An 18,169-nucleotide genomic window follows, 5' to 3' on the forward strand; every position below is an offset into this window, starting at 1 on the left:
GATAACTCCTGATTTAATCACTTATTGCTGATTTGCATATTCCATCTGTTTTCTGCGTAAATTTAATACCTTAGTCATTTCATCACGAATGCTGTCCAAGCGATAGAAATACATCAGTACAATGACTAACAGGCAAATAATCAGCGGAATCCATATAAAGCACATTTCAATGCTCCATAGCGCGGATTCGGATTGTGGTATGTTGGGTTGATAGCCGCCGGATTTTAAAATCCAACCGATCAAAGCACCGGCGACACCCATGCCGAATTTTACGAAAAAGCCTTGTAATGCGGCGATCATGCCTGAAATACTACGACTTTTTTGATATTCGGAATAGTCGATTACATCAGGTTGAATCGCAAAAGTGACACCGAAAATACCGTACATTCCTAAGCCGGTAATCGCTAAACTCAGGATTAACAACAGTGGGGAATCTTTGCCGATATAGAACAGCAGATCACCGATAATGTAGATAATTGCACAGGCGATAATCAGGGTGCGCTGCGCAAAGCGTTTTTGCAGGTGCGGCAACAAGAATAAGATCGGTAAACCGGATAAAATCCCGAAGAAGCCGACAAACGTGAGCCAATCGGTGCGTTCCAGATTGTAGGTGAAATAGTAAATAACGGAAGTATTGCGCATCACATACAGACCGAAATAGAGAAAATTGACTAAGACCAAAATCCATGTTTGAGCGGTAATGCCGCTAAAATCGTCCCAAACCGAGCTGTTTTTCTCTCTGACGACGGTCGGCGGCACCACTTCTTTGGTTTGTGAGAAGGTGAAAAAGAAGATGAGCATTGCTAAAATACCGTATAAGCTCATCGTGATCAGGTAGCCTTTTTCGTAATCGCCTTGTCCGAAGAAATCGACCAACGGTTGGGTGATGCTCATCACTACCGCCGTACCCAACAAGGCGCACACCATACGGCTGGACACGAGGATATTGCGTTCGTGCACATCGGATGTCAGGCGCGGTACGATGGTGTTCAGTGGAATATTGACCACGGTGTAAGCCAACGACAGCATAATATAGGTAGCATATGCCCATATAATTTTGCCCGCCGCACCGAAATCAGGCACATAGAATGTCAGTGCGGTGAAGACGGCAAAAGGTAATGCCCCGATGATAAAATAGGGGCGGCCTTGCCCCCAGCGGGTGTTAGTGCGATCGACTACCAAGCCCATCATTACATCGGTGAAGGCGTCGAGCAGACGGGTAGAAAGCAACATCGTTCCGACCACCGCCGCTTCGATCCCAAAAACGTCGGTGTAGAAAAACATCAAATACGATGCCATAGTGCCAAATACCAAATTACAACCGAAATCACCTGAACCGTAGCCGATCCGTTTAAGCCAAGTTTTACTCATCATCTTATCCTTATCTTCGTCATGCGAAGTTATTGTTGTGATTGTGCCAGTGAGGACAGTGTTGCCATATCCTGTTTCAAATGCTGATAAACCGATTTATATACTTGATAATATTGGCTGTAGAGGGCGTGTGCCTGCGAATTCGGCATGATTTTTTCGTCCAGCACCTGCCATTTTTGTACCTCTTCAAAGGTTAATGTCCCTGTGCCGACACCAGCCAAAATCACATCACCCAAATTAGCTTCGGTGTCGTTTAATGGGCAGACCACCGGATAGCCGGTAACATCGGCGAAAATCTGTTTCCATAACTTGGATTTCGTCGCCCCGCCGGCGATGATGATAAAGTCTCCCAAGTCTTCACCGGTCACTTCCATTGCTTGCCGCAAGGCGTAAGCCACGGCTTCCATAAACGCACGGAAAATATGCGCTTTGCTGTGGGTCAGTGATAAACCAACAATCGTACCTTTGGCATGGGAATCCCAAATCGGGCTGCGCTCTCCCATAAAATACGGCAATACTACCAAGCCGCCACTGCCGATCGGTACCGCTTGAGCCTGTTGGTTCAGTATGCTGTAAACACTTTCGCCGCCTTGTTTTTCTTGTTCTATTTCCCATTGGCACAGCGTTTCTCGGAACCATTTGATGATCGCGCCGGCGGTATTTGAGCCGGCAAAGTTATAGCTTAGTTTTTTGGCATTATATAGATAGGGCCACACAATCAACCCATTGCTTTTGATGGGTTTTTCGGAAATTAATGCTGCACACATCGAGGTGCCGACGGTGGCGGAATAGGTATTGGGTTGATAAATGCCTAAACCGATACTTGCAGCGCCGCAGTCAATTCCGGCGGCGATCACGGGCAATCCGACGTATAATCCCAACTCTTGTGCGGCTTGTTCGCTCAATGTGCCGACAATATCGGTGGATTCCACAATCTGCTGTGGCATTTTATCTAACGGAATGCCGAGTGCTTGTGCCATTTCAGACGACCAAGTGCGGTTGTTCATATCAAAAATGCCGCCGATATTGCCTGCCGATGAATAATCAATGGCGATGTTGCCGGTCAGTTTATAAATCACATAATTATTTGGCGGCAGGAAAAGAGCGGTTTTTTGCCAGTTTTCAGGCTCATTGTTTTTCAGCCATAGCATTTTGGTAAAGCCGTAATAGGGATCAACACTGTTATAGGTGATCGCTTGTAACCGTTCTAAATCAATGTGTTTTTTGACCCATTGGGTTTCTTTTTCGGCACGGCGATCCATCCAAATCATACAAGGACGAATCGGATTCATCTCGTGGTCTAACGGAATTCCGGATCCGCCGTATAATCCGCTGATGGCAATACCTTTGATTTGCAAAATATCAATATTGGCTTTCTGCACCGTGTTGGCAATGGAACGTTTTGCCGCATTCAGCCATACGTCAGGCCATTGTTCCGCCCACAACGGTTTGGGGGTCAATACGTCGTATTCTTGCAAATCTTGGGCGATTAAATTGCCTTTGGTATCCATTAAAATGGTTTTTGTGCCGGACGTACCAATATCCGTTCCCAATAAATAAGTCATAGCATTTTCCTTCTTTTCATCATGCGCCGATAAGCAACCGCACTTTTTCTGCCGATTTGCCTGTTAGAAACAGGTGAATGCACCGTCCACAATAAAATCCGCACCGGTGGTGAAACTACTGGTGTCGCCTGCCAAATAAACGCAAATCGACTGTAATTCTTCCGGTTTGCCCAAACGGTGTAGTGGTGCCATTTCATTCCAGGTTTTGATTAGCGGTTGCAGATCTTTTGAATTTAGGGTCAGTTCAGTGCCGATATAGCCGGGGCTTAAACTATTGACACGGATATTGTGTTTCGCCCATTCAATCGCCAGTGATTTGGTCAGTTGAATCACCCCGGCTTTAGAGGCGTTATAAGCACATTGTGGTTGCGGCACGTTGACGATATGTGCCGACATTGAAGCGGTCGTGATAATCGACCCGCCCTTGCCTTGCTCAATCATTAATTTTCCAGCGGCTTGTGCGGTTAAAAATACGCCGGTTAAATTCACGTTAATAACTTTAGACCATTGCTCAATGCTCATCTCTTCAGCGGGAATATTCAAGCAAATACCTGCATTACAGAAGGCGATCTCCAGTGAGCCGAACGTTTTTTGAATGGCTGCGATCATTTGCTCGACACTTTCGGAACGGGTGACATCGGTTTGTATGGCAAGGGTTCTGACATTCTCGGCAACGGCAATTTCCTGCGCGGTTTTTGACGCTTCTTCAATATCCCAATCGGCGATGACTATGTTTGCTCCGGCCTGAGCAAAGCCGTATGCCACACTTTTGCCGATACCTCTTGCACCACCGGTCACAAGAGCCGTTTTTTTGTCTAATTTCATTTGATCTAAAATACCCATGATTTCATCTCCATCGTTGTTGAATTCAATTATTGAAATTGACTTAAATAAAGTCAATTTAATAAAGTTGATTTATATTATTCTTGCTGTCTGAGGTTTGTCAAAGTCGTTTTTTAAAATTGTGGAGGCAATCTCATTTTTTGTGTGGAAGTGTGATATTGTTCACGTTATTAGTTAATATTTAAGCTTAAAACTCGGTAGAGTGAGGCATACTTGCCACCTATTGTGAGCAATAGCGTGCGGTTTATCAAAAGAGGTCAGGAAGTGAGCAAAATCAGCGTACCGTTAAATATTAAAAAAGAGAATTATCATAAAATTTATCACCTTTTTTTCGAACACGATAAATTGTCCAAGCCGGAAGTTGCACAATTACTCAATTTGAGTTTGCCGACGGTTGTCAATAATATCAGTGAATTAGAAGCGGAAGGGAAAATCAGAAATCAGGGTTTTAATAAATCACAAGGCGGCAGGCCGGCGACAGCATATCAACTCATTGACGACGCTTTTATTGCACTCGGCGTAGAAATTCAACGGAAAAAAATTAAACTTGTGGCGTTAAACCTAAAAGGTAAAGTAATTTCTCTTAAAGAAACGCCGTTGGCATGCAGGAATGACGAGGCTTACTTGGGCAAACTTTGCCGTTTTATTACGCAATTTATGGCGGAATTGGGTTATCAGTCGGCACAAATTTTAGGTATCGGTATTTCTATTCAGGCGATCACAAGTAAAGACGGGAGTGCGGTTTTATACGGTAAAATCACACCTTGTGAGCAGTTCCATACCGATAAATTACAACCGCACTTGCCGTATCCGATAAAATTGTATCACGATGTAAAATGTGCCGCTAAAGCTGAATTGTGGGAGGTGAAACACATTGATAATGCAATTTATGTTTCGATTAGTGAGCATCTTGGCGGGGCGATGATCCTCAATAATCAGATTGATTTAGGTAAAAACGGCTATTCGGGGGCGTTAGAGCATTTGCAGTTAAGCAGAGATGGAAAAGCCTGTTATTGCGGACAAATAGGCTGTATGGAAACACATTGCTCTCTCGAAGCGTTGTTGCAGTCAAAAGACGAGATTGCGGATTTTTTTACCCGCTTGAGAATACAGGAAAATATGATTAAAAGTGCGGTCGACAATGAAATTGTGGTACGTTGGCAAGCCTTTTTAGATAAATTGGCGCAAGGACTGAATTATGTCTATTTATTGCTAGAGCGGGATATTATTCTAGGCGGTGAAATTTCGGCGTATTTGAATAGTAACGATTTGATCTTATTGCAGAATAAAATCAAAACGCTTTCCTCGTTTCCGTTGGAAGGTGATTTTATCCGCATTGCCACTGTACAAAAAAACGCCTCGGCAATTGGTGCGGCGCTGCCTTTTGTGTCAAGATATTTGTATGGTGAAGAATAAAATACACTTTTGAGTGTTGTCTTCACCGCACTTGGCGACATTGTCGAAGATGAAGATTTGAGCCGTTTTATTCTGTAAGATAAAAAGCAAAAGTGCGGTTTTAAGCTTAAAAAAGCGATTTGTCGGTCGGCAAATCGCTTTTTTGGTCGGGCGGGATTAGCGGTTTAGTACGGCAATTTCTGTTTGTTCAGGCGTATTCTGCCGGTTTTTCATAACAAACTGTAGCCCTTGTTCCCGTACTTTTTGGGCGTTTATGCTATCGCCCAACTGTTCGTAAGTATAAGCCGTCATTGTATAATCTTCGGCTTTTGTCCATTGCGGCTGGCTCAATACATTGCACAGGTAGGTTTTCGCCGAGTTGAATTCGTTCAAGCGGACATTCAAATAGCCCAATGCACGGTTGTACGCCACTTGTAATTCAGGATCCTGTGTTGAAGCCAGCTGTTTTTCCAGCGTTTTAATCAATTTGCTGTCGCTTTCGAGCTGCAAGTGCGGTAGTTGTTGCAGCAATGCCAGTCGATCGGTTTTGTTTTCCGCTTTTTTGACGGTTTCCAATGCGATTTCATAGGCTGATTCGTGGTCGTTGGCGGCAATCAGGCGTTTTAACATACCGGTTTTGGCATAGATGTCGTTACGCCGTTTGCGGCTTTGTTCTTCCCACCACGCCAGTAAACCGTCGACGCCGTCTTCATTGAGTTTTTCATCTTGCAGGCCGTCTTCGATTTGGTGGCGTAGCTGCAACAGTTTTTCACGGCTGTAATTCAGTTTGTTTTCAACCCGTCCGAAAAGCTCGTCCAGCGAGGCATATGCGTTGGATTGCAGATAAATATCGACCGCCAGACGTAATACTTCGGGATTATACGGCGCCAGTAACAGCAGGCTGTCAATTGCACTGCGTGCAGCGGAAGTCTTGCCTTGTTGCAATAAAATCCGCGTGCGAGCCAGTTCTACCACCAGATTATCGTTGCCGGCAAGTTTGGTTGCTTCGATCAGATATTTATTGGCACTGAATTCATCGCCTTTTTGCTGTGCGGCTTCGGCGGCTTTGATAAAATTCAGCACCGGTTCAGTGGCGTGTTTGGCATTTTTACCGATTAACTTTTCGGCTTTGGCATAATCGCCTTCATCCATTTTGATGAGTCCGGCAAGGGTTTGTTTTTCCGCTTTCCGCCGTTTACGGCGTGAAAACCAGCCGTAAGTGCTGTTGCTCAGGCGGCAAAAGCGAGAGATAAGCGCTTGAACCAGATAGACAATCGCTAATGATAAAACAAAGAAAACCACTAAAGTCGGGATAGTCATTTCAATATCCCAATTTGTTGTCGAGATCAACACGTAACCTTGTTTACCGGAAAGATAAGGCCCGGCAACCAATCCCGCCAGTAAAATCAACATTAAAAAGAGGACTTTAAACATAACAGTGGCTCCTATTGTGCAGATTCGGCGGCAGGTGCGACCGGATTATCGCGATGTTCGGCGGCCGGTGTTTCCGGCGGTGCCGTTTCACTGTTCTGCGGTGCAGTAGCTTCGCTTGCTGTGTTTTTCGTTTCTGTCGCTTGCACTTCAGGCGTATTGTCGTTATCCGCTTTGTCGGCGTCTTCCGTTTGAGACATCGGTTTTTTGTCGCTTACGTTCTCCGCTGCGGCTTTTTTGGCGGCTTCCGAAGCGGAAAACTGCTCTAAAGTGCGGTGCTCGCGATTAAGGAGCGTGCCGATAGCTTGCCAAGCGGTTAATTGTTGCGGCGCATTGACATAGATCGATTGTTCTTTCAGCTGATCGACTTGTTGTAGGAATTGCTGCACCGAATAATCATCGTCGTCAAAGTAGCTGCGAATCCAGCTTGCCACTGAATTTAACGACTGTTTATAGACCTCGTTTTGTTGACGGGGCACGGCGGACAATGCGACTTGTAGGCTCAGACGAATATTTTCTTTCAAGAAAATATCCTGATTCGGCGCAAGTAATTCCGGGCGATTAGGATTTTTTTTCTGAACACGGATAAAGTGATCAAGAAAAGAAGAGGCGCTTTTTTCCAAATTGCTCTGCCAGTCGTCTATTGAATCGCTGACACCGATGTCGGCAGGCGCATTGTTCGGATTGAGCGCCAATACTTTTAAATTGTCGACTTGCGAAATGAGCAGGCTCAATTGCGACATAATCAGATCTTGATCAACATCATTCACATTTTGCAGCTGTGTCAGATCGTTGCTGATTGCCGTTCTGATCGACAGTGCTTGCGAGGTTGAGACCTGTTGTAAGGTCTGATTGGCTTCCTGCAACAGCGACATTACCGTATCGATATCATTGTCCAACACCAGTTTGCGTTGGGCGTTGGTCAGCAGAAAATCGGCTTCCGACATCAGCCAGTCGTTAGGATCCGATTTATTGTTAAAACTGAGTTTGTTCAATTGATTGCGTAATTCGCTGTTTTCTGTTTTTTGCAAATCCAAAGCGGCGGTCAGTTGTCGAATCTCATTTTGGGTTTGTTGCAAGGCATTATCCTGCTTGGTTTGCAACTCGCGGATTTGGGTCGACACTTCGCTGTTAGTCTGAGTTTGCGCTTGGGATGTGCCTGATGGCGCGGTAGGCTGCGTTTGCAGATTTGCCATATCATCGGAAAGTGCGGTTACCTGCTGCTGCATGGCGCTGAATTGCTGCTGTCCCCAAAAATAACCGCCGGCGCCAATACCCAGTGCGATCAGAATAGCCAGCAGGGATAAGCCTTTGCCGCCGCCGGATTGGGGGTGAGGGGCAGGTGCGGTTGCTTCGTTAGTGTGGGATTTTGCCATGGTATTTTCTTTTATGGTTGTCGTGGAGGTTTTTGCGGATGCATCATCGATCACCTTATCTTGCGGGCGGGCTGAATCGGATTTTTCCGTTGTTTTTAGCGTATCGGGCGTTGTGTCTGTATCAGGTTTCGGCTTTTTTCCGTCCGCATGGGGCGCATGGGTATTTTTTTCACCTATTTTCGACAAGGAGATTGCGGTATTTTTCTGTTCCGTCGAGCGGTCGGTTGATCTGTTTTCAGTATCGGCACCGCTGTCAGGTGTTTTTTTCTCACTCATTTATCCTACCTCTGCTAATTCAATTCGTTTTTCAATGACAATAGCGTCTCTAATATCGATGCATTATCAGCGCGGGTGGTCTGGGTAATGTTTTCCCAGCCGTAGTCTTTGGCTAATTTCACAATGCGCGGACTAATGGCAACCAAATGGCATTGGGTCAACCAATTATGGTCATTTTTTGGTACAAATTCCACTAAATAGCGCAAAATTTCATGACTTGTCACAATAATAGTATTGATTCCGGCACGTTTCCAAATACTAATCTGTTGAATATTATCATATTCTTTCGGAATACGTTGATAACATTCCAACACATCGACTGTTGCGCCTCTGATTTCTGCCTGTCGGCGCAGCAGTTCTCTGCCGCCGTTCCCGCGCAAGATTAACAGTCGCTTATTGCTCAGCTGCTGCATTTGCGGCAGCCGGATCAGGCCTTCGCTGTTTTCATTCGGATAGGGATAGGCAACCGGATTTTCGCCAAGTGCGGTCAAATATTCGGCGCTACGTCGCCCGACCGTGAAATAGTGCAAATCGGAACGCCAGCGTAAACCGATGTTTTTCAAGACTTGATCGCTATAGCGAATCGCATTTTTGGACACGGCGAATACATAGTCGCCGCTTTGCAGATTCTGCAACTGTTGCGGAAGTCGGTTCAAATCCGAGCCTTTTTCAATGCTGAATAGCGGGGTATATAACGTCGCAAAACCATGCTGATTCAACAGTTGGCAGAGTGTTTCACCGTTTGGTTCGGGGCGAGTGACGAGAATAGCCATACACGTTTCGGTCGCATTATATTATGGTTGATAAATCGCTTGCAGAATGTCTCCGGCACCTTGTGCCAGTAATTGTTCTGCTACTTGAATGCCCAATTGTTCCGCCTGATCGAGCGTTGCATGGGCATCGGCTCGCAAGATTTGACTGCCGTCGGGATTGGCGACCAAGGCGCGCAGATAAAGTCGTTCTCCTTGAATTTCGGCAAAACCGGCAATCGGCACTTGGCAACCGCCTTGCAAATGGCGGTTCATGGCGCGTTCAGCGGTGACGCAACAAGCGGTTTGGTCATGCAAGAGCGGTTTCAACAAACGGTTGATGTTATGATCATCAACTCGGGTTTCAATGCCCAGTGCGCCTTGTCCGGCGGCCGGCAGCGAATGTTCGGGGGCGATGAATGCGGTGATCCGCTGTTCTAAAGCAAGCCGTTTCAGGCCGGAGGCGGCTAGGATAATTGCATCGTAATCACCGTTATCCAGTTTGTTCAGGCGGGTGCCGACGTTGCCACGCAAGGAATGCACCTGCAAATCGGGGCGCAGCGATTTTAATTGTGCCTGACGGCGCAGACTGGATGTGCCGACTACAGCGTTCGGCGGGAGCCGCTCAAGTGCGGTATAGCGGTTGGATACAAAAGCGTCGCGCGGATCTTCCCGCTCGCAAATCACGCTTAATCCCAAGCCTTTTGGAAATTCCATCGGTACGTCTTTCATTGAATGTACCGCCAGATCGGCGCGGTTTTCCAGTAATGCCGACTCTAATTCTTTAACAAATAAGCCTTTACCGCCGATTTTTGCCAGCGGTGTGTCCAGTATAATATCGCCTTTGGTCACCATGGGAATCAGTTCGATCCTCAAATTCGGGTAAAGCGCTTGTAGTCGTGCCTGAATAAAATTTGCCTGCCATAATGCCAGTGGGCTTTGGCGGGTCGCAATTCTGATGATGTTGTCCATATTATTTGTTTTTGCAATCAGTTATGGAAAGGATACGGTTTTTGATCCTATCACTGTTGCGTAGAATTGTCAGCGCTCAGCACGTGATTTTGCGCCGTAAATGCGGAATTATCGTTATTTTGCCGTGATTAACGTAAAAAGTTGGCGGTGAACGACAAGGAATGGATTATACTAAGCTCCGTTTTTTAGCATATCAATTCAATTATAGGGGCTTGCTGTGAATATTCGTGATTTGGAATATCTGGTTGCGTTATCGGAATATAAGCATTTCCGCAAGGCGGCGGATGCCTGTCATGTCAGTCAACCTACGTTGAGCGGACAAATCCGTAAATTGGAAGACGAATTGGGCATTTTGCTACTGGAGAGAACCAGCCGCAAAGTATTGTTCACCCAGTCGGGGATGTTATTGGTCGAACAGGCTCGGAAAATTTTGCTGGAAGTGCAAATCTTCAGGGAAATGGCGAGTAATCAGGGCAAAGAGATGAGCGGGCCGCTGCATATCGGTGTGATTCCGACCTTGGGGCCTTATCTGTTGCCGTGTATGTTGCCGGTTCTGGAACGGGATTTCCCCGATTTGGAATTGTATCTGTACGAAGCGCAAACCCAAACGTTATTGGAAAAGCTGGAGATGGGGCAACTGGATTGTGCGATTTTGGCGCAAGTGCCGGAAACGACAAATTTTATCGAAGTGCCGATGTTTAAAGAAAAAATGATGTTGGCGGTATCGCCTAAACACCCTTGGGCCAATGAAGCCTCCGTACCGCTTGCACTGTTGAAGGATCAAGAAATTCTGATGTTGGACGACGGCCATTGCCTGCGGGAACAGACACTGGATTATTGCTTTACCGCCGGCGCGCGCGAGAACAGCCATTTTCAGGCGACCAGTCTGGAAACGTTGCGCAATATGGTGGCGGCCAATACCGGCGTGACGCTGATGCCGAGATTGGCAATAATCAACGAAGGCAACCGTAAAGGGGTTGAATATATTCCGTTTAGCGAGCCGGAGCCTTATCGCAGCGTTATTTTGGTCTATCGTCCCGGCTCTCCGCTGCGGGCGCGCTATGAACGGATTGCGAAAATCATTCAAGGGGCAGTGATGCCGGTATTGGAATAAATTACGGACATATTATGGCAGGAATTCGGGCACAGCAAAAAGAAAAAACCCGTCGGGCGCTACTTGATGCGGCGTTTAACCAATTGAGTGCGGAGAAGAGTTTTTCCAACCTCAGTCTGCGTGAAGTGGCGCGGGAGGCGGGGATTGCGCCGACGTCGTTTTACCGCCATTTCCGTGATATCGACGAATTGGGATTGGCAATGGTGGACGAGGCCGGTCTGATTCTGCGCCAACTGATGCGTCAAGCCCGTAAACGAATTGAGCGCGGCGGCAGTGTGATTGTGATTTCTGTGGAAACGTTCTTCGAATTTATTCATGAACGACCGAACATGTTTCGCCTGCTGTTGCGCGAAAGTTCCGGCACATCGCAAGAATTTCGTACCGCCGCCGCACGCGAAATCCAGCATTTTGTCGCCGAATTGACCGAATATATTGCGGCACAGGAAAAAGATTCGCGCTATTTGGCCTATGTGCAGGCTGAAGGCATGGTAACGATCGTTTTCACTGCCGGCTCCCATGCGCTGGATATGGGGAATAAAGAGCGCGAAGAACTGAAAAAACGCCTAATCTTACAATTGCGAATGATTGCGAAAGGCGCCTTGAAAATTGTGGAGGAGAAGTCGCAAAGCACGCATCAATAGTGCGGTGGCGGCGTCTCCTCAGCTTGTGATGCGATATTGGACGGTTGCAAATCCGTCAGCTTTACAGCCAGCAACCGCACTTGCTGTTGCAGACGATCAAGGATAAATTGCTGTTCGATCAAAGACTGATTTAGATCCTCGATAGTGCCTTCCTGAAATGTCAGTTTTACTTCCAATTCGGCAATATGTTTTTGTAGTTCGATTAATGACGGCATATTGATTTTATAATAAAGTGACCATATATGAAAAATGTACTTTAACCTATTCGGTATCAAATATATAGTATAAGATGATTTATCAAAACCACTCCGGACTAAAAGGGGAGAGAAAAATGTTAGTGAAAAAGAAATTGTCTGTTGCAGCATTAGTTATCGCAAGTGCGGTTTCGACTTCGGTATTGGCTGCCGGCGAAACATTGAAAGATCCTAAATTTGTTGAAGATTCGTCGTATGCACTCGGTGTATTGATGGGGAAAAATATTCAGCAGGTGGTTGATTCGCAAAAAGAGTTGATTGTTTATAATCAGGCACAAATTATCGAAGGCTTGCAGCAAACGCTGGAAGGCAAAAGCAAACTGAATGATCAGCAATTAGAACAGCAGTTGCGTAAGTTGGATCAGGAATTGGGTGCGGTTGTGGCGGAAAAAGAAGCGCAGAGTGCAAAAGAAAATGCCGAAAAAGGGGCGGCATTCCGTAAGGAATATGCGGCGAAAGAAGGGGTGAAAAGCACACCGTCCGGTTTATTATACCGTATTGAAAAAGCCGGCGAAGGCGACAGCGTTGAACCGACGGACACCGTGAAAGTGCATTATCAGGGCAAATTGATCGACGGTGAAGTGTTCGACAGCTCTTATCAGCGCGGCGAGGCGATTGAATTTCAATTAAATCAACTGATTCCGGGCTGGATCGAAGGGATTCCGCTTATCAAGAAAGGCGGCAAAATCGAGCTGGTGATTCCGGCTGAATTGGCTTATGGTGAGAATGCAACCGGCAATATTCCGCCGAATTCCACATTGATGTTTGATATCGAGCTGTTGGACGTCACTAAGGCAGCCAAAAAATAATGATATAGAGGCGCGCTACCGGACAAGTTACGGTAGCGTTGTCTTTTCTGATCTTTTTTATTTTTAATTTGATATAACCCTAAATGTTATGGTACAGGATACACGGCCTTTTACTGAACAAGATTATGCGATTCTAACATCCTATCCGGCGGTAGTTGACGGGTTGGCGGCATTGGTCGGCAGCCACTGTGAAATCGTGCTGCATTCATTGGACGATTTGCAGCGCTCGGCGATTTATATTGCCAACGGCCACAATACCAACCGTAAAGTCGGTTCGCCGATTACCGATTTGGCGTTGAGTTCGCTACATCATATGCAAACCGATAATGTGTCCAAACCCTATTTCACTCGGGCGAAAGGCAATATTTTAATGAAGTCGGTGACGATTGCCATTCGCAATCCGGAAAAACGGATTATCGGTTTATTGTGTATCAATATGAATCTTGATGCGCCGTTATCGCAGTTTCTGCAAACTTTCGTGCCCACAGAAAGCCAGCAAGAATTATCGTCCGCGGTGAATTTTGCCAATTCGGTAGAGGATTTGGTGGCGCAGACAGTGGAATATACCATTGAAGAAATCAATGCCGATGCCAGTGTCGCCAATAACAGCAAAAACAAACAAATCGTCACTTCATTGTACGAAAAAGGCATTTTCGACATCAAAGATGCCATTCATCAGGTGGCGGAACGGTTGGACATTTCCCGTCACACGGTTTATCTGTATATCCGCCAGCTAAAACAGGACGAGACGGAATTGTAATGCGCTACGTTTTACAGGTTACCCAACCGCTGTATGGCGGGCAAGGATCGGCACTGGCGCTGCAATTGGCACAGACGTTGTTAAAGTGCGGTCATCAATTGGATCAGGTGTTTTTTTACCGTGAGGGCGTATATCACGGCAATGCTTACACCTACCCGGCCAGTGATGAACCTAATTTATTGTTGCAATGGCAGGCGTTTGCCCGACAATATCAAGTGCGGTTAAATCTTTGCGTGGCAGCCGCACAACGGCGTGGCGTGGTGTCGGCGCAAAGTGCGGTCGACGGTATGCAGGATAATTTGGCGGCAGGATTTGAAATTGCCGGATTGGGCGAGTTTACACGTGCAGTATTGGACGCGGACAGGCTGATTAGCATATGAAACTGGCCTTTGTTTTTACCGAATCCCCGTTCGCCTCGTCCGCCAGCAGAGAAGGATTGGACGCCCTGTTGGCGGCGACGGCATTTGTTGATGAAGATGAGATCGGTGTTTTTTTTGTTGATGACGGGGTATTGAATCTGTGTCCGCAACAACAACCGCACTTGCTATGGCAAAAAGATAGCTTGGCGGCATTTAAACTGTTGGATCTATACGCGATTGAGCAGCGTTACTCAGCTCTGGAAGCGTGGAAAGCTTTCGGCCTGATGCATGAAAACAGCTTAATCGAGACGGCGTGTTTACCTATCGACCGCTTGATGCAAAAGCTGGCAACGGCAGAAAAAGTGCTGACGTTTTAGTTAAATGCGTAAGAGGGAATAATGCTTTATACGTTCGCACACGCAAGTTATGATTTAGTATCGTTCGAGCAATATATACAGGCGGCAAGCCCTGATGACGCGTTATTGTTTTGGCAAGACGGCGTTTGGGCGTTAATAAAATATGCCGATAAGCTGAAGGATTGCTGCGGAAAGATTTATGTTCTGCAACAGGATTTGGCGGCACGGAATCTCTGCCTCGATCATCTCTCTCCATATTTGGCAATCAGTGAATTGGCGTTATCGGAATGGGTGACTCTGACCGAACGTTATTTTCCGCAATTTGCCCGCTAAAAGACTGAAAAAATCATACAAAGTGCGGCTGGCATTTGTCGCCTTGATGCTGAATAGAAAATAATCAGCCGATTTTGCGCCAGCCCTTGACATTCCGCCGTTCAAAGTCTAAAATTCTGCGTCCATTCTATTATTGGGTGGATTATCTTTTACATTCTTTTATGAATATTATTAATAAACTGGAGCTTTTTTAATGGCAACTATCAACCAGCTAGTACGCAAACCGCGTGTTAAAAAGGTTGTAAAAAGCAACGTTCCTGCATTAGAGGCTTGCCCGCAGAAACGTGGCGTGTGTACCCGTGTATACACTACTACACCTAAAAAACCGAATTCCGCATTACGTAAAGTATGCCGTATTCGTTTAACCAACGGTTACGAAGTAACCTCATACATCGGCGGCGAAGGTCATAACCTTCAGGAGCACAGCGTTGTGCTTATCCGTGGCGGCCGTGTTAAAGATTTACCGGGTGTGCGTTACCACACCGTTCGCGGCGCATTAGACTGTGCCGGCGTTAAAGATCGTAAACAAGCGCGTTCAAAATACGGCGTTAAGAGACCTAAAGCTTAATGGATCTCCGTTAAGTAAGGCCAAACGTTCATATTTTAAGCTAAACTATAATATAAACCATAACTCCAGTCATAGAGTTTTGGGTAACCTGAAGAAAATAAACGGAGAAATGCCATGCCACGTCGTCGTGTAATTGGTCAACGCAAGATCCTTCCCGATCCAAAGTTCGGATCAGAATTACTTGCAAAATTCATTAATGTATTAATGGTAGACGGTAAAAAGTCTATCGCTGAAAAAATCGTTTACAATGCGTTGGATACTTTAGCCGAGCGCACCGGTAAAGATCATTTGGAAGCCTTTGAAATCGCACTGGAAAACGTGCGTCCGACCGTAGAGGTGAAATCCCGCCGCGTCGGTGGCTCAACCTACCAAGTACCGGTTGAAGTCCGTCCGGTTCGCCGTAATGCCTTGGGCATGCGCTGGATCGTTGATGCGGCACGTAAACGTGGTGACAAATCAATGGCGTTACGCTTAGCCAATGAACTGTCCGATGCGGCAGATAATAAAGGTGCGGCGGTTAAGAAACGTGAAGACGTTCACCGCATGGCGGAAGCCAATAAAGCGTTTGCTCACTACCGTTGGTAATCCGACGTTATTGATGACGCGTACAACAGGTTTGTATTTTTCAAACCTGTTGTAAACAACATTATTTTTCAACGCCTAACGAGAGGAAATAATCGTGGCTAGAACAACTCCTATTGAGCGTTATCGTAATATCGGTATCAGTGCTCACATCGACGCAGGTAAAACAACAACTACCGAGCGTGTTCTGTTCTATACAGGTGTTAGTCATAAAATTGGTGAGGTGCATGACGGCGCCGCTACCATGGACTGGATGGAACAAGAGCAAGAGCGTGGTATTACTATTACCTCTGCGGCAACAACGGCATTCTGGAGCGGAATGTCAAATCAATTTGAACAACACCGTATCAATATCATCGACACCCCGGGGCACGTTGACTTCACTATCGAAGTAGAGCGTTCAATGCGTGTTCTTGACGGTGCGGTAATGGTTTACTGTGCGGTAGGCGGTGTACAGCCTCAGTCTGAAACCGTATGGCGTCAAGCGAATAAATATCAGGTTCCGCGTATTGCGTTTGTCAATAAAATGGACCGTACCGGTGCTAACTTCCTGCGTGTAGTTGAGCAAATCAAATCTCGTTTGGGCGGTAATGCAGTTCCGCTGCAATTACCAATCGGCGCTGAAGAAAATTTCAAAGGCGTGATTGATTTGGTCAAAATGAAAGCTATCAACTGGAATGAAGCCGATCAAGGTATGACTTTCACTTATGAAGACATTCCGGCAGAACTTCAGGATTTAGCGGAAGAATGGCAACAAAATCTGATTGAATCTGCTGCGGAAGCTTCTGAAGAATTGATGGAAAAATACTTGGGCGGTGAAGAGCTGACCGAAGAAGAAATCAAAAGCGGTTTGCGTCAACGTGTTTTGAACAGCGAAATCATTTTGGTAACTTGTGGTTCTGCGTTTAAAAACAAAGGCGTACAGGCTATGTTGGATGCGGTTATCGAATATTTGCCTGCACCGACAGATGTTCCTGCGATTAAAGGTATCAATCTTGACGACAGCGAAGGCGAACGTCATCCGTCGGATAACGAGCCTTTCTCTGCCCTGGCATTCAAAATCGCAACAGACCCGTTTGTCGGTAACTTGACTTTCTTCCGTGTTTATTCCGGTGTGGTTAATTCTGGCGATACCGTGATGAACTCCGTAAAACAAAAACGTGAGCGTTTCGGTCGTATCGTACAGATGCATGCCAATAAACGTGAAGAAATCAAAGAAGTTCGTGCGGGCGATATCGCGGCTGCCATCGGTTTGAAAGATGTCGGTACTGGTGATACGCTGTGTACGCCGGATGCACCGATTATTCTTGAAAGAATGGAATTCCCTGAACCGGTTATTTCTGTTGCGGTAGAACCAAAGACTAAAGCGGATCAGGAAAAAATGGGCTTGGCGTTAGGTCGTCTGGCGCAAGAAGATCCGTCGTTCCGTGTGCATACCGATGAAGAATCAGGTGAAACTATCATTTCCGGTATGGGTGAGTTACACTTAGATATTATCGTTGACCGCATGCGTCGTGAGTTCAAAGTTGAAGCGAATATCGGTAAACCACAAGTATCTTATCGTGAAACGATTCGTGATACCGTTAAAGATGTTGAAGGTAAGCACGCAAAACAATCCGGTGGTCGTGGGCAATACGGTCATGTTGTTATTGATCTTTACCCATTAGAGCCGGAAGGTCCTGGTTACGAGTTCGTGAACGAAATCAAAGGCGGCGTAATTCCTGGCGAATACATCCCGGCAGTTGATAAAGGTATTCAGGAACAATTGAAATCCGGTCCTTTGGCAGGTTATCCGGTAGTGGATCTGGGAGTGCGTTTGCATTTCGGTTCTTACCATGATGTCGACTCTTCCGAATTGGCGTTTAAATTGGCCGCTTCTTTGGCATTCAAAGCCGGTTATATGAAAGCGAAACCGGTATTGCTTGAGCCGATTATGAAAGTGGAAGTTGAAACACCGCCGGATTATGTCGGTGACGTTATCGGTGACTTAAGCCGTCGTCGTGCTCTGGTGAACGGTCAGGAAAGTAATGAATTTGTTGTAAAAATCAATGCTGAAGTACCGCTTTCAGAGATGTTTGGTTATGCAACGGACCTTCGTTCGCAAACCCAAGGTCGTGCCTCTTATTCAATGGAACCATTGAAGTATTCAGAAGCACCGTCCAGCGTTGCCAATGCTGTAATTGAAGCACGCAAAGCGAAGTAATTTTGTTAAACAAATCTACAAGCCGTTTAGGCTTGTAGACTTTACATAAGGAAACTTAATCGTGTCTAAAGAAAAATTTGAACGTACAAAACCGCACGTTAACGTGGGAACAATCGGCCACGTTGACCATGGTAAAACAACATTAACCGCTGCTATTACTACCGTATTGGCAAAAACTTACGGCGGAGCTGCACGTGCATTCGACCAAATCG

The 18,169-nt window shown here is 46.1% G+C and carries 20 protein-coding genes; 12 read left to right on the top strand and 8 right to left on the bottom strand.

Features of this window, described 5'->3' with window-relative positions; genetic code table 11:
- Nucleotides 1-21: 21 nt before the first annotated feature.
- The 3 genes from OA57_RS08660 to OA57_RS08670 form a co-directional block, all read right to left on the bottom strand.
- Complete coding sequence (locus OA57_RS08660) at nt 22-1,371, bottom strand: MFS transporter (protein ID WP_034616375.1); 1,350 nt, start codon at nt 1,369-1,371, stop codon at nt 22-24.
- A 29-nt stretch (nt 1,372-1,400) separates the two neighbouring features.
- The gene (locus tag OA57_RS08665) at nt 1,401-2,936 is read right to left on the bottom strand and encodes an FGGY-family carbohydrate kinase (protein ID WP_034616378.1); all 1,536 of its coding nucleotides are present in this window, start codon (nt 2,934-2,936) and stop codon (nt 1,401-1,403) included.
- A gap of 63 nt (nt 2,937-2,999) precedes the next feature.
- A complete protein-coding gene (locus OA57_RS08670) occupies nt 3,000-3,779 on the bottom strand; it encodes an SDR family oxidoreductase (RefSeq protein ID WP_034616380.1) in 780 nt (259 codons plus the stop codon).
- Between the two features lie 264 nt (nt 3,780-4,043).
- Between OA57_RS08670 and OA57_RS08675 the strand changes: the two genes are divergently transcribed.
- Nucleotides 4,044-5,195 (top strand): ROK family transcriptional regulator, encoded by a 1,152-nt coding sequence (locus OA57_RS08675; RefSeq protein WP_034616382.1) that lies wholly within the window; start codon nt 4,044-4,046, stop codon nt 5,193-5,195.
- A 156-nt stretch (nt 5,196-5,351) separates the two neighbouring features.
- Here OA57_RS08675 and OA57_RS08680 read toward each other — a convergent pair whose 3' ends face one another.
- From OA57_RS08680 to hemC, 4 genes are read right to left on the bottom strand one after another with little or no spacing between them, the layout of a single operon-like run.
- The gene (locus OA57_RS08680; RefSeq protein ID WP_034616385.1) at nt 5,352-6,608 is read right to left on the bottom strand and encodes a heme biosynthesis HemY N-terminal domain-containing protein; all 1,257 of its coding nucleotides are present in this window, start codon (nt 6,606-6,608) and stop codon (nt 5,352-5,354) included.
- A gap of 11 nt (nt 6,609-6,619) precedes the next feature.
- Nucleotides 6,620-8,257, bottom strand: a complete 1,638-nt coding sequence (locus OA57_RS08685) for a uroporphyrinogen-III C-methyltransferase (protein WP_052122450.1) — start codon at nt 8,255-8,257, stop codon at nt 6,620-6,622.
- 14 nt (nt 8,258-8,271) lie between these two features.
- Nucleotides 8,272-9,030: a uroporphyrinogen-III synthase gene (locus OA57_RS08690; RefSeq protein ID WP_034616389.1), complete on the bottom strand. Its 759-nt coding sequence runs from the start codon at nt 9,028-9,030 to the stop codon at nt 8,272-8,274.
- Between the two features lie 21 nt (nt 9,031-9,051).
- A complete protein-coding gene (gene hemC / locus OA57_RS08695) occupies nt 9,052-9,978 on the bottom strand; it encodes a hydroxymethylbilane synthase (RefSeq protein ID WP_034616392.1) in 927 nt (308 codons plus the stop codon).
- 217 nt (nt 9,979-10,195) lie between these two features.
- On the opposite strand from hemC, the gene oxyR reads away from it, so the two are divergent.
- Nucleotides 10,196-11,092 carry a DNA-binding transcriptional regulator OxyR gene (oxyR, locus tag OA57_RS08700; RefSeq protein WP_034616393.1) on the top strand — a complete coding sequence of 299 codons (897 nt, stop codon included), beginning with the start codon at nt 10,196-10,198 and terminating at the stop codon, nt 11,090-11,092.
- Between the two features lie 14 nt (nt 11,093-11,106).
- Nucleotides 11,107-11,733 (top strand): HTH-type transcriptional repressor FabR, encoded by a 627-nt coding sequence (gene fabR, locus OA57_RS08705; RefSeq protein ID WP_034616395.1) that lies wholly within the window; start codon nt 11,107-11,109, stop codon nt 11,731-11,733.
- Here fabR and OA57_RS08710 read toward each other — a convergent pair.
- Nucleotides 11,727-11,948: a SlyX family protein gene (locus tag OA57_RS08710; protein WP_034616397.1), complete on the bottom strand. Its 222-nt coding sequence runs from the start codon at nt 11,946-11,948 to the stop codon at nt 11,727-11,729. The genes fabR and OA57_RS08710 overlap by 7 nt on opposite strands.
- Nucleotides 11,949-12,064: 116 nt before the next feature.
- On the opposite strand from OA57_RS08710, the gene fkpA reads away from it, so the two are divergent.
- The 9 genes from fkpA to OA57_RS12430 form a co-directional block, all read left to right on the top strand.
- Entirely contained in the window at nt 12,065-12,796 is a 732-nt protein-coding gene (gene fkpA / locus OA57_RS08715; protein ID WP_034616400.1) for an FKBP-type peptidyl-prolyl cis-trans isomerase, read from the top strand.
- 88 nt (nt 12,797-12,884) lie between these two features.
- On the top strand, nt 12,885-13,556 hold the full coding sequence (locus OA57_RS08720) for a helix-turn-helix transcriptional regulator (protein ID WP_034616403.1): 672 nt from the start codon (nt 12,885-12,887) through the stop codon (nt 13,554-13,556).
- Nucleotides 13,556-13,936: a sulfurtransferase complex subunit TusD gene (gene tusD / locus OA57_RS08725; protein ID WP_034616405.1), complete on the top strand. Its 381-nt coding sequence runs from the start codon at nt 13,556-13,558 to the stop codon at nt 13,934-13,936. The genes OA57_RS08720 and tusD overlap by 1 nt, the downstream gene beginning before the upstream one ends.
- On the top strand, nt 13,933-14,292 hold the full coding sequence (tusC, locus tag OA57_RS08730) for a sulfurtransferase complex subunit TusC (RefSeq protein WP_034616409.1): 360 nt from the start codon (nt 13,933-13,935) through the stop codon (nt 14,290-14,292). The genes tusD and tusC overlap by 4 nt, the downstream gene beginning before the upstream one ends.
- A 21-nt stretch (nt 14,293-14,313) precedes the next feature.
- On the top strand, nt 14,314-14,604 hold the full coding sequence (locus tag OA57_RS08735; protein WP_034616412.1) for a DsrH/TusB family sulfur relay protein: 291 nt from the start codon (nt 14,314-14,316) through the stop codon (nt 14,602-14,604).
- Nucleotides 14,605-14,797: 193 nt separating this feature from the next.
- Nucleotides 14,798-15,172, top strand: coding sequence for a 30S ribosomal protein S12 (rpsL, locus tag OA57_RS08740; RefSeq protein ID WP_034616415.1), 375 nt, complete (start codon nt 14,798-14,800; stop codon nt 15,170-15,172).
- Between the two features lie 114 nt (nt 15,173-15,286).
- Entirely contained in the window at nt 15,287-15,757 is a 471-nt protein-coding gene (rpsG, locus tag OA57_RS08745) for a 30S ribosomal protein S7 (RefSeq protein WP_034616418.1), read from the top strand.
- A gap of 94 nt (nt 15,758-15,851) precedes the next feature.
- Entirely contained in the window at nt 15,852-17,957 is a 2,106-nt protein-coding gene (fusA, locus tag OA57_RS08750) for an elongation factor G (RefSeq protein WP_034616420.1), read from the top strand.
- 61 nt (nt 17,958-18,018) lie between these two features.
- A partial coding sequence (locus OA57_RS12430; RefSeq protein ID WP_021500928.1) for a GTP-binding protein occupies nt 18,019-18,169 on the top strand: 151 nt, incomplete at its 3' end.

Origin of the sequence: Chelonobacter oris, from assembly GCF_000772535.1 — a bacterium.
GTDB classification, from domain to species: Bacteria; Pseudomonadota; Gammaproteobacteria; order Enterobacterales; family Pasteurellaceae; genus Chelonobacter; species Chelonobacter oris.